The organism is Rheinheimera pacifica (genome assembly GCF_900108485.1).
GTDB lineage: Bacteria > Pseudomonadota > Gammaproteobacteria > Enterobacterales > Alteromonadaceae > Alishewanella > Alishewanella pacifica.
Map to the genome: position 1 here is coordinate 96258 of NZ_FNXF01000007.1, position 14873 is coordinate 111130.

A 14873-nucleotide genomic window follows, 5' to 3' on the forward strand; every position below is an offset into this window, starting at 1 on the left:
GGCGTGTCGGTGTGAGTAATGCGGATCCTCTTACTACTGAACTTCTAAGCTGGAAATCCCGCTATGCTCGCCACAGCAACTCGCAAGCCATCCATGGCTTGCTCAGACACTCTGTGGCTGCGCTATCGGGACACCAGCTTAGCGCGTTGCGCACCAGCTATCATCTCTCCCAGTAAGCTTCTTCCAGGCTATCTTCACGCTCCGGCAGGCCCTTGGACAAGCGCGGCGCGTTTTGCACCAGAATTTCATAACTTACCCGGTTAGCATACTTACAAATTTGTGCGAAAGATGAATACGCCAGATACGGCTGCTCATGCTTGCCGGATAACGGCTGCACCTGCTTATGAAAATGATTCGCCGCCATATCATGCAAAATAGCTGACAGCGCGCCATCACCGGCGCCGTTAGTGTTTTTAATCCGCTCCGGCCCGCCTAAATACGGATCAATATGCGAATACACTTTCAGTGGCTTGTCACAGTTCGCATGCAACATCGGCCGGCTGAATTCATACTGGTTAAAATCGGCCAGGCTGGCCGATTTTATCGGGTTACTGCTTTCACGCTTTACATTATCGTCGGTGTGGCCACACAGGTATAACCCTTCCGGCCCGGCGGTGATCAGCACCATATCAGTGTGATCCAATATCGCTTCGGCGGCTTTCAGCGGATCGGCACAGCCGGTTAAGGCTTCAGCTTCCAGTTCGTTCATTGCCAGCACATTAACGTAATCTTTAATAGTGCTAAGAATTTGCTCGCGATTTTCTTCTACCAAATGCCGGGTGCCCAGGCTCATCACCACCGGCACATTATGCGCTTTGGCATCCTGCAGGGCTTTAAACATCGCCTGCTGAATCGGCTGATCTGTGGCACGCAGCGGGTAAGCACTCACCACAAAAGCCGCGGCTCCGGCGATAATATCAGTAGGAATGTAATCCGGGCTTAGCTCATCCATATCGCTGGGGTCGATAACAAAGGTACGCTCGCCGTCCGGCGTTATCATGGTAATACCCCGACCAATATCACCGGCCACGCCCTGTAAATGGTTCATATCCACTTTCGAGCTGGTATGACAAACATAGTGATATGCCGGAGATCCCAGCGCAATATTGGCTGACATGACGCCCAGCAACACCGATTTATCATCAGCCAGTACGGAATAATTGTGGATGGTATTGCCAATAGTACCGCCAGCGAAATGATCCGATATGGCCTGCTGCGCCACCAACTCCTGATAAATTAAATTAGCTTTGCCGTGTTCTACCAGATTAGATAAGCCTTTGCGGATATTATACTTTTGCAGAAATTCATCGCTAACGCTGGCGACCACATCCACAATGGTTTGATCCAGGCCAACGATATAGGTATCCAGCTCTGGCCGTACTTCAAAGCTGGGCAACTGAGGCTTGGGCTGGGATACCGGGAAATAATGTTTAATTTTACGCAGGCCGGGAAATTTCATCTGTTACACCACTGCAAAGCCGCTACCGGCAAAGAGCGGCATTGTAACAAAAAAACGGCTGAAGGTAATGTTGAATCAGTCAGCAGAACCGGCTGGTTGCGCAGATAAAACTATTCTGCGCTATGACGTAAAAATACCAGTTCGTTGGCCGTAGAGTGTTCAGCGCTGTAACCATAGCCTGCCAGATTAAAGCCTTTTAACTGCTCTGCCGCGGTTAAACGCTGCTGAATAATATAACGCGCCATTAAGCCGCGGGCTTTTTTGGCAAAAAAGCTGATAATTTTGTACTGGCCGTTTTTAAAATCTTTAAATACCGGCGTAATTAAACAGCCCTGCAGCAACTTAGGTTTTACTGCCTTAAAGTATTCCTGCGACGCCAGGTTTACCACTACATCGCTTTGCAGTTTATCTAACTGCTGGTTTAGCTGCTCTGTAATGCTGTTTTGCCAAAACGCATATAAGTCTTTACCGTTTGGATTGGCCAGTTTGGTGCCCATTTCCAGCCGGTAAGGCTGCATTAAATCCAGCGGCCTGAGCACGCCATACAAGCCACTTAAAATGCGCAGGTGCTGCTGGGCAAAGGCAATATCGTCTGCCGTTAAGCTGGCAGCGTCCAGCCCCTGATACACATCACCGTTAAAGGCGAATAAGGCTGCTTTGGCATTTTTTTCTGTAAAAGGCAATTGCCACTGCGCAAAACGGGCAGCGTTTAACCCCGCCAGTTTATCGCTGATATGCATTAACGACGATAAATCAGCCGGCGTCAGGGTTTTACAGATCTCTGCCAGTTGCTGGCTTTGCGCCAACATGTCTGGCTGGGTAACCGGCAGTGGCTCTGCCAATGGCTGAAAATCAAGATCCTTTGCAGGAGATACAAGCAACAACATAGATAATTCCGATATTATTCAAGCACTATTAATAGAACCTTTGTTAATCAACGTACAGCTCCGGCAACTGCGGCAGTAGCTGAGCCAGCCGCTGCTGGTTTGCACTGGTTAATGCGGTGTTTTCCAGCGCACTGAGCACGGCTTTAGCCAACGGCAACAAGGCTTTGTGCGCTGGCAGCTGGCTTAATACCTGCAGCAGGTTAAGTGCCAGCCCGGCGTTACAGGGCATCAGTAAAAACGCCTGGCGTAATTTAACCAGTGCCACTTTTACATTGCCTTTTTGCGCAGCGTCCATACCAGTCTGGTTTAAATCACGCAGTTGCGCTTTAAGTTCTGTTTCACGCAGTAGAGCTTGTTTGGCTAATAAACGCTGACAACAACCCGACAGATCATCAGCAGCAAAATCGGCACTTTTTAACAGCGCAAGATGCGCTTCAGCCTGTTTAGTATCGCCCAGAGCAAAAGCCAGACGGGCTTTGTCCAGCTCGGCGGCAACATGTACCGGTTTGCTGGCAACGGTAACAAGGTTTAATTGCTGTTTGGCATCAGCCACATTGCCTTGCAATAAACTAATGCGCGCACGCAGTACTGCCACTTCGGGTTCTATAATATCTGTGGCCAGCTTTTGCGGCATATTAGCCAGTGCTTCACTGCTTTTTTTCAGTGCAGCACTAAAGGCACCCAACTCAGTGAACTGCGCCTGTTCCAGCAATAAGCGGCTTAATTGTAAATAGCACTCGGGCGCGTCGAAAGCTGAAAAACGAAACTGCTGAATTAATTTTTGTAAATATCTGCTGCTATCTTCCTGCTGGCCATTAAGCTGTAATACATCTGCCAGGGCGTAATGTGCAGCCATATTGGTAGGTTGTAGTTTCAGCAACTCGGTTAATTGTTCCTGTGCTTTGGCTAAGTCGGCCTGCAATAAATAACACCGTGCCAGCCACTCTACAGCCTCCGGGCGAATATCGTCCTGCTCCGCCAGTTGTAGCAATAACTGCTCAGCATTGTCCCATTGCTGCAGTTTTACCATGGTGGCGGCAGCACCAAGCCTGGCCCAGCTAAAATCGCGTTGTTGCTGAATTTTACTGTACAGCTGTGCTGCGGCGTTATATTCGCCTTGTGCCAGCAGCAGTTCGCCTTTTAAGCGCAAGGCCTGCAAGGGGTTCGCAGAACCGGCTTTTATCGCCTCATCCAGCTCCAGCAAGGCGTTAGCCAGATCGGCCTGCTTGATGGCCTGGTACACTTTGCGCAGTGCGGTGCGGTTTTGCCAGGCTTTGGCCAGCCGTTTTTCCAGCTCTAGATAGGAGAACGGCTTTAACACAAAGTGATCCGGTGTGCCTTGCAGTACGCCAAACACCGGTAAACGTTGAGGTTCAGAGCTCATCAGGACAAAACAACAGGCGGTTTTAATAGCCCCCAGTGCAGAAAGTTCGTTAAACAGTTGCAGCGCGTCTTTACCGTCGCCCAGATTAAAATCAGCCAGAACAAAGTCGAAGCTGTGCCGTCTGGCCGGAGAAATAGCCTGCATAGCATCAGCAACAGCGGTAATATCGTCGAAACCTATTTGCTGTAACATGCCCTTAATAGAGGCACGCACAGGCTCACAGTCTTCGATTAACAGAAGTTTTTTACTTTTATAAAAGCTGGCTTGGAAGATCATTGAGATCCTGTGCTAATTTACACTGAAACAAAATATGGCCTTTTAAGCCCGACAAAAACAGGCAATATAGTAACTTACTTTACGTCACGCAACGCTAATGTAGTTAAAATCCGGTTAGCACCGAACTTTGTTGTAATATTCCTACATTAATTGCTTATTAAACGCTACATCACTAGAATGTGATCAAAAATACGGTAATAAAACAATATGAGCGACTTACTTACCCAGTTAAAAGCGGTTACCACTGTAGTTGTAGACAGCGGCGACCTGACAGCCATTGAGCAGTTCCGTCCGGTAGATGCTACCACTAATCCCAGCTTATTGTTAAATGCCAGTCAGCTGGAGTTTGCCAAACCTGTATTAGCCGGTGCTGTAGCCTACGCCAAAAGCAAAACCAGCTCAGCTGAAGCGCAGCTTAGCCTGGCATCAGACAAATTTGCCGTCGATATCGGTACTGCTATCAGTAAGCTGGTGCCAGGCCGGGTATCGACCGAAGTGGATGCTCGTTTGTCTTTTGATACTGATGCTACCATAGCCAAAGCCCGCCAATTGGTTGCGCTGTACAAAGAAAACGGCATAGGCACTGATCGCATTCTGATAAAAATTGCCTCTACCTGGGAAGGTATTCAGGCTGCACGCCAGTTAGAGCAGGAAGGTATTCAATGTAACCTGACACTGCTGTTTCATATGGCTCAGGCCCGCGCCTGCGCTGAAGCCGGTGTCTATTTAATTTCGCCTTTTGTTGGCCGCATTCTGGATTGGTACAAAGCCAGCACCGGACAGGATTACACTGCTGAAACCGATCCGGGCGTAGTATCAGTACGGGAAATTTACCGCTTCTATAAACAGCATGGTTTTAAAACTGTGGTGATGGGCGCCAGTTTCCGTAACGTGGGTGAAGTATTAGCCCTGGCCGGTTGTGACCGCTTAACCATTAGCCCCGGCTTACTGGCCGAACTGAGCCAACAACAAGGCGAGCTGACCGTGCATTTAACCGATACCGGTGCCACCCGCTCTGCACCGGAGCAACTGAGCCAAAGCCAGTTCCGCTGGGCATTGAATGAAGATGCTATGGCGACAGAAAAGCTGGCAGAAGGTATCCGTAAATTTGCTATTGACCAACGTAAGCTGGAGCAACTGATCCAGCAGGCACTTTAATCACATAATTTTCAGGGGAGTAGAGTATGTCAGGTTCCGCATTGTCTGGTCTTAAACAGCTGGCAGCAAAACACATTTCGTTACGGCAGGCGTTTAATACCGATCCCGGCCGGGCCAGCCGCTTTAGCACCAAAGCTTGTGGCATTACCCTGGATTACTCGAAAAACCTGATTGATGACCAAAGCTGGCAGGCGCTGCAGCAACTGGCCGCACAAAGTAATATTAATGCGGTGCTGCAGGCGATGCTGGCCGGCGACAAAATTAACAACACCGAGCAACGCACGGTATGGCATACCATGCTACGCAAAACGGATGTGCAAGGGCTTGAGCTTGATGGCGAAGATATCGGCGCCGCCATCGCCGATTGCCGCGCCAGAATGACAGCGCTGGTCAGCCAGTTACACCAGGGTGAATACAAAGGTTACAGCGGCAAAGCCATAACCGATTTGATTTGGGTTGGCATTGGCGGTTCATTACTTGGCCCGCAAATGGCAGTAGAGGCATTAACGCCTTATCATTGCAGCCCGGTTAAACTGCATTTCGCCGGTAATATCGATGGCGCAGTGGTATCGGATGTGGTGAAAAACCTCGACCCGGCCACTACCCTGGTGTTTGTTGCGTCTAAATCCTTTGGTACTGAAGAAACCAAACAAAATGCGCTGGCTGTACGCCAATGGTTTAAAGACAATGGCGCAGATGCCGCAGCTATTGCCCGGCATTTCTGGGCGACGTCGTCTAACATTGCCGCTGCAGCAGAGTTTGGTATTGTCGAGCAAAATATTCTGCCGATGTGGGATTGGGTAGGCGGACGTTACTCGCTGTGGTCGGCTATAGGCTTGCCGGTAGCACTGATGATTGGCAACGAGCATTTTGCTCAGTTGCTTAAAGGCGCTGAAGCAATGGACGAGCATTTTATCAACGCCCCGCAGGCCGAGAATATGCCGCTGACGCTGGCACTGCTGGGCATTTGGTATATCAATGGCTTTGGTTGTCAGGCACAGGCTTTACTGCCGTACAGCCATTATCTGCGCTTACTGCCCTCTTATGTGCAACAGCTGGACATGGAATCTAATGGCAAGAGCGTTGATATTAACGGCCAGCCATTAACTGACGCTACCGCGCCGGTAATTTGGGGCGATGCCGGTACCAATGGTCAGCATGCGTACCATCAGTTATTGCACCAAAGCGCGTTAGCTGTGCCTGCCGATTTTATTTTGCCACTGAAACCGGCGCATAGTTTAACCGATCATCACCAGCGTTTGGCGGCGCATTGTTTTGCCCAGACGCAGGCATTAATGCAGGGTAAAACACTGCAGGAAGCCACAGACGAATGCCTGGCAGCAGGTATGACTGCCCAACAGGCTGCAGAGTTAGCGCCGCATAAAGTATCGCCTGGCAATAAACCCAGCAATACCCTGCTGCTGCCGGAATTATCGCCATATTATGTTGGCGCTTTAATCGCGTTGTATGAACATAAAGTATTCTGTCAGGGTGTAATATGGCGCCTTAATTCGTTTGATCAGTGGGGCGTGGAACTGGGTAAACAGCTGTCCGGCCCTATTTATCAGGCGTTAAGCGGCTCTGATGCCAGTAAACTGGACAGTTCAACCCAGGCGTTAATAGCGGCATTCTCTCAACATAAGTAAGGTAAATAGTGCGGGCCTGTCATAGTCTTGTCACTTAGTTGTTTTATTTTGATGCAAAATGTGGTAAATCATTTGTTGAAAATAACAACAACTATTGAACAACAACTATCAGAGAGGCCAAACTATGGAAAGCTTCGAAGACTTACTGAATATGTTGGAGCGCCCAGCTGCTAAACCGCGTGCAGTAAAGCGTAAATGGCGTGAAATTGAACAGCTCAAAGAGCGCCAGCGCCTGAAAAGGGAGCTGAGCGATATTGACTGGACCATTGAACCTGAACTGGCTGATATCGAATTGTAAAAAAACGCCCGCTGGCAGCAGCGGGCGTTTTTTGCTTTTGGGCCAGGTTACACCTGCCAGTTAATTGGGGTTTTACCCTGCTTAACCAATAGCTCATTTGCCTGTTTGAAGTGGCCACAGCCAAGAAAGCCGCGATGAGCAGACAGCGGTGACGGATGCGGTGCTTCCAGCACAAAATGGCGTTGCCGGTCGATCAGGCGGCCCTTTTTCTGCGCATGCGAGCCCCAAAGCAGAAATACGATACCCTGACACTGTGCGCTGATTTGGGCAATAACCTTATCGGTAAATTGCTCCCAGCCTAAATGGCGGTGTGAATTAGGCTGAGTTGCCACTACAGTCAGCACAGTATTAAGCAACAATACTCCCTGGCGGGCCCAGCTTTCCAGACAGCCATGCTGCGGGATCTGAAAATCGGCATACTCCAGTGCCAGTTCTTTATACATATTTTGCAGTGATGGTGGCACCCGCACGCCCTGGCGTACAGAAAATGCCAGACCATGCGCCTGATTCGGCCCGTGATAAGGATCCTGCCCCAGGATCACCACTTTCAGGTTGTCCAACCCGGTTAACTTAAAGGCATTAAACACATCACTTTCAGGCGGATATATTACCTGCCCGGCCTGACGCGCCAGCTTTACCTGCTCCAGCGTCTCTATAAAATAGGGCTGGGTTTTCTCCTGCCCCAATAACTGCTGCCACGGCATCAGGCTTGCTCCAGTTTTAACAGCTCTTGCTGCAGCACGGCAAAATCTGCCGGAATGTCTTTGCTCAGCCCCTGCTCTGAGGCACAGCGCGCCAGCACTTCCGGTAACGCTATAGGAGTACCGAGAATATTCTCTACCTGTTCTTTAAACTTAGCCGGGTGAGCAGTACCGAGGAAAATACCGTACTCGCCTGCCTGCAAGCTGCGCTTTAGCGCCTTAAAAGCCACCGCAGCATGCGGCTCGCTTAAATAGCCAAGCTGTGACAACTGCCGTACACCAAACACGGTGTCGTCTTCATCTACCATTACCGCTTCAATATCTGTGCGGTTAATTACGCCTTGTGCCAGTAACGCCTCTACCCTTGGCCAGTTATTCGGTGCGGCTACATCCATTGCATTTGACAGTGTGGCAACGGTCGTTTTCGGCTGCCAGTTACCACTGCGCCAATAGCGCGGTACTGTGTCATTAGCATTAGTCGCTGCAACCATACGCTTAATGGGCAAACCCAGCGTCTTGGCAATTAAACCGGCGGTTAAATTACCAAAGTTACCACTGGGCACAGCAATAACTATCTGGTCACGTTTATCGGCAGGCACCTGTGCTACCGCTTCAAAGTAGTAACAGATTTGGGCGAATAAGCGGCTGATATTAATCGAGTTAGCCGAATTAATACTGAGTTTTTCTACCAATGCCTGGTGATCAAACACCTGTTTTACCAGTGCCTGACACTGATCAAAATCGCCCTCTACCGCCAGCGTGGTAATATTTTCACCCAGGGTGGTAAACAGCTTTTCCTGTAACGGGCTGATTTTGCCTTTGGGGAATAAAATCACCACCTGCACCCCGGGTTGACGATAAAATGCATGCGCCACGGCAGCACCGGTGTCACCTGACGTTGCGGTAACAATGGTGGTTTTCTTGCCGCCTTGCGCCTTTGCCAGTGCCTGAGCCATAAAACGGCCGCCAAAATCTTTAAATGCCAGAGTCGGGCCGTGAAATAGCTCCAGGCAACTTACATCGTCGGTTACCGGCACCAGTGGCGCAGGAAAGGTAAAAGCACTGCTAACCATCTGCGTGACTTCTGCCTGGCTTAGCTCGTCACCAATTAACGCCTGCAAAATAGCACTGCTGCGCTCTACCAGTGACATGCCAAGCAGTTTATCAATATCCAGTTTAGGCCAGCTGGTAGGGAAAAATAAGCCTTGCTGCTGCCCCAACCCCTGGCGTACTGCCTGTAAAAAACTCACCTGCTCGGCAGGTATCTTAATATTCGTTAACATCATTATTCTTTCCTACAGCGTCCGTGCGCCAGCCAATGATAAGCGACAAATTTGCGTGGTCGCGTCCTGATTCTTTTCATAATGCCGTGATAAATAGTCAGCGGCAAGCTGAGCCTGCGCTTCATTGCGGCACAATGCAAATAAGGTGGGGCCAGCCCCTGAGATACCCACATGCAAAATCCCTTTTGCCATTAAAGCGGCTCTGAGCGGGGGCAGCTCTGGTATAAGCGGTGTGCGGGCCGGTTCTGCTACCAGATCTTGCAGCGCCGCAGCAGCGTCAGCTTCATCACCGGCATACAGCGCACTGACGAAACGGCCTAACATACCGGCAAAAGCAATACTGTGCGACAAACTTAACTGCTGCGGCAACACCGCGCGCGCCGCTTTGGTCGATAACACCGTGCCGGGGTAACTCAGTACCACCCGCCAATGCTCAAACCAGGGCAAAGTACGGCAAATATGCGGACTTTGCGGCAACATCAGTTGCAGGCCCCCAAAATAAGATGGCGCGACATTATCATAATGCACACTGCCACTGACACCGCCTTCAGCTTGCGCCATCAGCTGCAGCAATTCGGCCTCAGATAGTGGTTTACCAAAGTAATCATTAAAGGCATAACACGCCACCACTATCGAACAGGCGCTGGAGCCCAGGCCACTGCCCACCGGCAGGTTTTTATGCAACCGCAGCGCCAGGCGCGGCAAGGTGCGGCCCAGCTTTTGTTCAAAAGCATAAAAGCAGCTGAGTACCAGATTATCTGTACTATTTGCCGGTAACTGATGCAGATAACGGCCAACAATTTCTAAGCTCAGCTCTGCCTGCTCAGCGCAGATATCCAGTACATCGCCAAACAATTCGCCGTTTACCGGCTCAAAAGCCGCACCTAACAAGTCAAAACCCACCGAGAAATTACCGGTAGAGGCCGGGGCGTAATAACGCTTTAAATAAGAAAACTGCTGCATCGTTATTACACCTGTTGTTGCCAGCCGAGGGTGCGCATAATATCGCTGAATACGCCTGCCGATGTTACCGCCGCACCTGCGCCATAACCACGCAGTACAAACGGAATAGGCTGGTAATAGCGGGTATGAATAGCCAGCGCATTTTCGCCATCCTTTACCTTAGCCAACGGATGATCTGCCACCAACGCTTTAATGGCTACCCGGCACTTGCCGTCTGCAATTTCACCAATATACCTGAGCACTTTACCCTCGGCTTTAGCAGCCTCAATACGTTTGGCAAAGCTGTCATCAAGCTGCGGTAAGCTGGCGATAAAATCATCTGTGCAGGCCCCGGCAGCGAAATCTGCCGGCAATACCGATTCTACCTCAACATCGCTCAGCTCCAGCGCCATACCGGCTTCACGCGCCAGAATTAACAGCTTGCGCGCGACATCCATGCCGGATAGATCATCGCGTGGATCCGGCTCGGTGAAGCCCATTGAACGGGCTTTTTTAGTAACCTCAGACAGGCTGACGCCGGCTTCCAATTCACCAAAAATGTAAGATAACGACCCTGACAAAATACCTTCAAAGGCGAGTAATTCGTCACCGGCATTAAGCAACCCCTGTAAGGTATCAATAACCGGTAAACCGGCGCCCACTGTAGTTTCATACAAAAACCGGCGCCGATGTTGCTGCGCCAGCTGTCGCAGTTGCTGGTAATAAGCATAAGAGGCGGTGTTGGCTTTTTTATTCGGTGTGACCACATGAAAGCCCGCGGCAATAAAATCGGCATATTGCGCCGCAACCTGCTCTGAGCTGGTGCAATCTACCAGTACCGGATTTGTCAGATGATGTTGCTGGGCAAACTGGTTTAGCGTATCCAGAGAAAACGCCTGTTTAGCCTCAGCCAGCTGAGGTTGCCACTGCGATAAATCAATGCCGTCACTGTGCAACAATACCGCCTTGCTATTGGCAATACCGTACACCGTTACCTTAACCTGGCGACTATGTAAAAAGGCTTGTTGGCGCTGAATTTGTTGCAGCAGTTCGCTACCCACCACACCACAGCCGACCAGAAACACATCAATACTGGGGATATGGCTGAAAAAGTTTTCATGGCACACTTTTACGGCATTTTTGCAGGCGGCCTGCTCAATAACCGCAGAAATAGAACGTTCGCTGCTGTCCTGTGCTATGGCCACTACATTAACCCGCGCCTGCGCCAAGGAAGCAAAAAACTTCGCTGCTACACCGCGGTGCTGGCGCATACCATCACCTACCAGGCTAACAATTGCCATATCAGACAAAATACTCAGCGGGCGCAGTAAACCGGTTTGCAGTTCTAATTCAAATTCCTGTTGCAGGGCATTTTTTGCCGCCGTTAAATGTAACTGCGGGACACAAAAGCTGATACTAAATTCTGATGATGACTGGGTGATCAGGCTGACAGAAATCTGTGCCCGCGCCATAGAGGCAAATACCCGGCTGGCCATCCCCACCACGCCTTTTAAACCCGGGCCGGATACCGTGACCAGTGCCAGATGCTCAAGGCTGGAAATGCCTTTAACCAGGGCGTCACCTTCGCCGTTATTATCAATGCAGGTGCCAGGAGCTGACGGATTAAGGGTGTTTTTGATAAAACAGGCAATATTGTACCGTGCCAGCGGGCCTATGGTTTTCGGATGCAGTACCTTGGCGCCGAAGTACGATAGTTCCATGGCTTCGTCGTAAGACAATTTATCAATTAACTTGGCATTTTTAACCTGGCGTGGATCGGCGCTGTATACACCATCTACGTCGGTCCAAATCTCGCAGGCGCTGGCGCGGATACTGGCAGCAACAATAGCGCCGGAGTAATCTGAGCCGTTGCGCCCCAGCAAACAGGTTTCGCCCTGGGCATTACTGGATACAAAACCGGCAATCACATACACCTGTGCGCTCTGGCTGGCGATAGCGTGCTGTAACGTCAGCTCTGATGCGGCAATATCTGCCGTGGCATTTAAATAATCACCACTGCTTTTAACCAGTTTCACGCCATCCAGTGCAACCGTTTGCACCTGCTTAGCAGTGAGTAACGCTGTCATCAGAGCAACGCTGAATTGCTCACCCAGCCCCAGAATTTGCGCCTTAATATGGTCCGGACAATGCCTGAGTAACTGAATACCGGTAAGCTGAGCCTGCAGCTGTTCGTGCTGCCGGCTAATAACATCATTTAAACCGCTTAGCTCTGCTGTTGGAAATAACGCCAGTGCTTCATTGGCCAGCGTTTGATAACGCTGTTGCAATTGTTGTAACAGCGGGCTGAAATCCGATCCCAGATAAGCCAAATCGGTCAGCTCAACCAGCGTATTGGTTACGCCTTGTGGCGCCGATAACACCAGACAAATACTGTCTATTGTTGTTTGCTGCTGCACTATCTGTGCGACTCCGGCAAAACGGCTTACTGACGCCAGTGACGATCCGCCAAACTTGAGCACCCTCATTTTAAACTCCTTCGCTTAATTTACTGTTATTGTCAGTTATCGCGATACTTGGTTTATTCGGTAACAGCCCTGCACAACAGAGCCAAAAAAAAGACCCGTGACATTTGAGGTCACGGGTCTTTTCTACAGACAACACACCGCCGACCTCCTACCCCGAAGGGTTGGTGGTAATAATAATGGTGGTGAGTGTAGTGGTTTTTATTTTCATGGCTTCACTATGCACAGACTTGTAGACGTCTGTCAACGGCTAATTTTTAACACCGGCTATTTTACCTTTTTCAGGTAACCTTCAAGCTCTGGCTGGTAGGCAACAGCCCTGTTGCGCCCCTGTCGTTTGGCGCAATACAGCGCGGTATCGGCGCGCTGGATCAGCTCATCAACACTCTGTGCAAAATAACACGCCACACCAATACTGATAGTGGCTTTGAGTGTCTGCTGGTTATACAGCATTTTATGCCGGGCAACGGTGTCGCAAATGCGGTTAGCCACCTGCAATGCACCAGTCATGCCTGTCTCGGGCAATATAATGCCAAATTCCTCGCCGCCATAACGGCCAAATAGGTCGGTATCCCGTAGCAATGAACCAATCAGTCGTGATAACTCGACCAGCACAAAATCGCCGCCCTGATGGCCATATTGATCATTAAGATCTTTAAATTTATCCAGATCGAATAACAACAAAGATAACGGATGCTGATAACGCCCGGCACGCTGAATTTCATACCCCAGCTGCTGCTGCCAGTAACGACGGTTATACACGCCGGTTAAACCATCGGTGCGATTGGCATGTTCGAGCTGTATTACGCTTTGCTGTAATTGCTGCTGATATACATAAGCGTCGGTGGCATCCTCAATAAGCAAGCAAATGTAGCGCGATACGCCATCCGGTGCAGTCAGAGGTAACATGCTGCAGTTCTGCGCCATGTACTGGCTGTCGCTGCTAAGAGGGCGCAGATGGGCTAATTTAATAATGTACTGCCGCTGCTCCCAACTACTGAACGCCGGAACCTGCAAATGCAATACGCTATCCAGTTTGCGCCGCAGCCAGGCCAGAGGTAAATCAGCAAAAACATCTTCCAGCAAGTTGCCCTGCACTTTAGCCAAATCTACGTCGGCACGGCGGGCAATAAACTGATTAAAAAATACTACCCGGTATTGCGCATCCAATACCAGCACACCGGTATTAAGCTGAGTCAGTAAAGGTTGCAGTAGCCAGTCCAGTTGCATCAGAAATCTGCCAGAATGTTATCCAGCGTCTGGCGCAACCGCAGTACCGCTTCTCCGGGAATAAGCAGAATCATGTCGCAGTTAAAACTGTAGTCGGTTAACTGATAGCGGATATCTACCTGCAGCGCCAGTTGCCACTGCTCAGCAGTGTAAGCCAGTTTGTCAGCAAAATACTGATCGCGGCTGGATAAAATACGCGGGGCGGCATAAGAAAAACTGTTTTCCAGTTGCTCTGCGAGCCCGCTTAGAAAGGTGGTTGTCAGCACCGAGCTGATATCGGTCAGCATTTCTGCCTCAGAAACCGCGTCATCGCTGTAACCCAGCAACTGGGCAATAACCCCGACATTCGCCAGCTGGTACAGCATAATGGTTTCACCGCGCAGGCCCTGATCACCAAAAAACCCCAGGCTCACCAGTGTTGCGCTTTGCTGCTGATAGCGGCTGGCAAAATGCTGTGATAACAGGGCGGCTTCTACCAGAGCAATAGCCGGCACCTGCAAATGTACAAAAGTGCCCAGGTAGCGCGCCAGCTTGTCACTGGCCTGCCCCATGGCAACATTAACTAACTCCTGTAGGCAATCACGCTGCACATCGGTGAAATGCAGTTCTGTCATATCAAACCGTACTTGTGCATAACATCAGCAAGTTTATCGGCGGTAGCAGGCTTTTGTACAAACGCCAGCGCGCCAAGTTCCATGACACGCTTTTGCATTTCCGGCTGAATATCGGCAGATACCACAATAACCAGGCAGTCCATTGCATCAGCTTTGATAGCTTCAAGCACCCCTACACCGTCAAGCTCCGGCATCGTCAAATCAAGAAATACCAGCCCGACTTCGCGTGCTCTGAGAATAGAAAGTGCTTCTACCCCGTTACTGGCGGTAATAATGTCGGCATCAAAAACCGATGGCAGAGATTTCTTCAGCTGATTCCGGGCAAGCAGGGAATCATCACAAATAAGTGCAGTTAAAGCCATTTACAGCAGCCTGTATTATTATAATGAATTTGGCGTAAACAGGTTAAAAAATATATACAGGGTGCCGCTATAAAGCAATATCTGAGCTATAAATAGCTGACACAAGCTGTAACAACTAACCGTATCCCACAGTAATGCTATTTTCAAAGT

Annotated in this window: 13 protein-coding genes; 3 read left to right on the forward strand and 10 right to left on the reverse strand. The window is 50.0% G+C overall.

Features of this window, described 5'->3' with window-relative positions; genetic code table 11:
- Positions 1 to 160: 160 nt before the first annotated feature.
- From BLW68_RS10915 to BLW68_RS10925, 3 genes are all read right to left on the reverse strand, one after another.
- Entirely contained in the window at positions 161 to 1459 is a 1299-nt protein-coding gene (locus BLW68_RS10915) for an inosine/guanosine kinase (RefSeq protein ID WP_092793180.1), read from the reverse strand.
- Between the two features lie 110 nt (positions 1460 to 1569).
- A complete protein-coding gene (gene yaaA / locus BLW68_RS10920; protein ID WP_092793182.1) occupies positions 1570 to 2346 on the reverse strand; it encodes a peroxide stress protein YaaA in 777 nt (258 codons plus the stop codon).
- A 43-nt stretch (positions 2347 to 2389) separates the two neighbouring features.
- The gene (locus BLW68_RS10925) at positions 2390 to 4006 is read right to left on the reverse strand and encodes a tetratricopeptide repeat protein (protein ID WP_092793183.1); all 1617 of its coding nucleotides are present in this window, start codon (positions 4004 to 4006) and stop codon (positions 2390 to 2392) included.
- A 207-nt stretch (positions 4007 to 4213) separates the two neighbouring features.
- Here BLW68_RS10925 and tal point away from each other — a divergent pair, with 207 nt between their 5' ends.
- The 3 genes from tal (at position 4214) to BLW68_RS10940 (ending at position 7108) form a co-directional block, all read left to right on the forward strand.
- Positions 4214 to 5164: a transaldolase gene (gene tal, locus BLW68_RS10930; RefSeq protein WP_092793185.1), complete on the forward strand. Its 951-nt coding sequence runs from the start codon at positions 4214 to 4216 to the stop codon at positions 5162 to 5164.
- Between the two features lie 26 nt (positions 5165 to 5190).
- Positions 5191 to 6810 carry a glucose-6-phosphate isomerase gene (gene pgi / locus BLW68_RS10935; protein ID WP_092793187.1) on the forward strand — a complete coding sequence of 540 codons (1620 nt, stop codon included), beginning with the start codon at positions 5191 to 5193 and terminating at the stop codon, positions 6808 to 6810.
- 124 nt (positions 6811 to 6934) lie between these two features.
- Positions 6935 to 7108 (forward strand): DUF3545 family protein, encoded by a 174-nt coding sequence (locus tag BLW68_RS10940; RefSeq protein ID WP_082694730.1) that lies wholly within the window; start codon positions 6935 to 6937, stop codon positions 7106 to 7108.
- Positions 7109 to 7155: 47 nt separating this feature from the next.
- On the opposite strand, the gene ung is transcribed toward BLW68_RS10940, so the two are convergent.
- The 7 genes from ung to BLW68_RS10975 form a co-directional block, all read right to left on the reverse strand.
- Entirely contained in the window at positions 7156 to 7812 is a 657-nt protein-coding gene (gene ung / locus BLW68_RS10945; protein ID WP_092793189.1) for a uracil-DNA glycosylase, read from the reverse strand.
- Positions 7812 to 9095, reverse strand: a complete 1284-nt coding sequence (gene thrC / locus BLW68_RS10950) for a threonine synthase (protein ID WP_092793191.1) — start codon at positions 9093 to 9095, stop codon at positions 7812 to 7814. The genes ung and thrC overlap by 1 nt, the downstream gene beginning before the upstream one ends.
- Before the next feature lie 9 nt (positions 9096 to 9104).
- Positions 9105 to 10055, reverse strand: coding sequence for a homoserine kinase (thrB, locus tag BLW68_RS10955; RefSeq protein ID WP_092793193.1), 951 nt, complete (start codon positions 10053 to 10055; stop codon positions 9105 to 9107).
- A 5-nt stretch (positions 10056 to 10060) separates the two neighbouring features.
- Positions 10061 to 12520 carry a bifunctional aspartate kinase/homoserine dehydrogenase I gene (gene thrA, locus BLW68_RS10960; protein ID WP_092793195.1) on the reverse strand — a complete coding sequence of 820 codons (2460 nt, stop codon included), beginning with the start codon at positions 12518 to 12520 and terminating at the stop codon, positions 10061 to 10063.
- Between the two features lie 264 nt (positions 12521 to 12784).
- Complete coding sequence (locus BLW68_RS10965; RefSeq protein ID WP_092793197.1) at positions 12785 to 13747, reverse strand: GGDEF domain-containing protein; 963 nt, start codon at positions 13745 to 13747, stop codon at positions 12785 to 12787.
- The gene (locus tag BLW68_RS10970; RefSeq protein WP_092793199.1) at positions 13747 to 14361 is read right to left on the reverse strand and encodes a chemotaxis protein; all 615 of its coding nucleotides are present in this window, start codon (positions 14359 to 14361) and stop codon (positions 13747 to 13749) included. Before BLW68_RS10970 ends, BLW68_RS10965 begins: the two co-directional genes overlap by 1 nt.
- Positions 14358 to 14723, reverse strand: a complete 366-nt coding sequence (locus tag BLW68_RS10975; RefSeq protein ID WP_092793202.1) for a response regulator — start codon at positions 14721 to 14723, stop codon at positions 14358 to 14360. Before BLW68_RS10975 ends, BLW68_RS10970 begins: the two co-directional genes overlap by 4 nt.
- Positions 14724 to 14873: the final 150 nt, after the last annotated feature.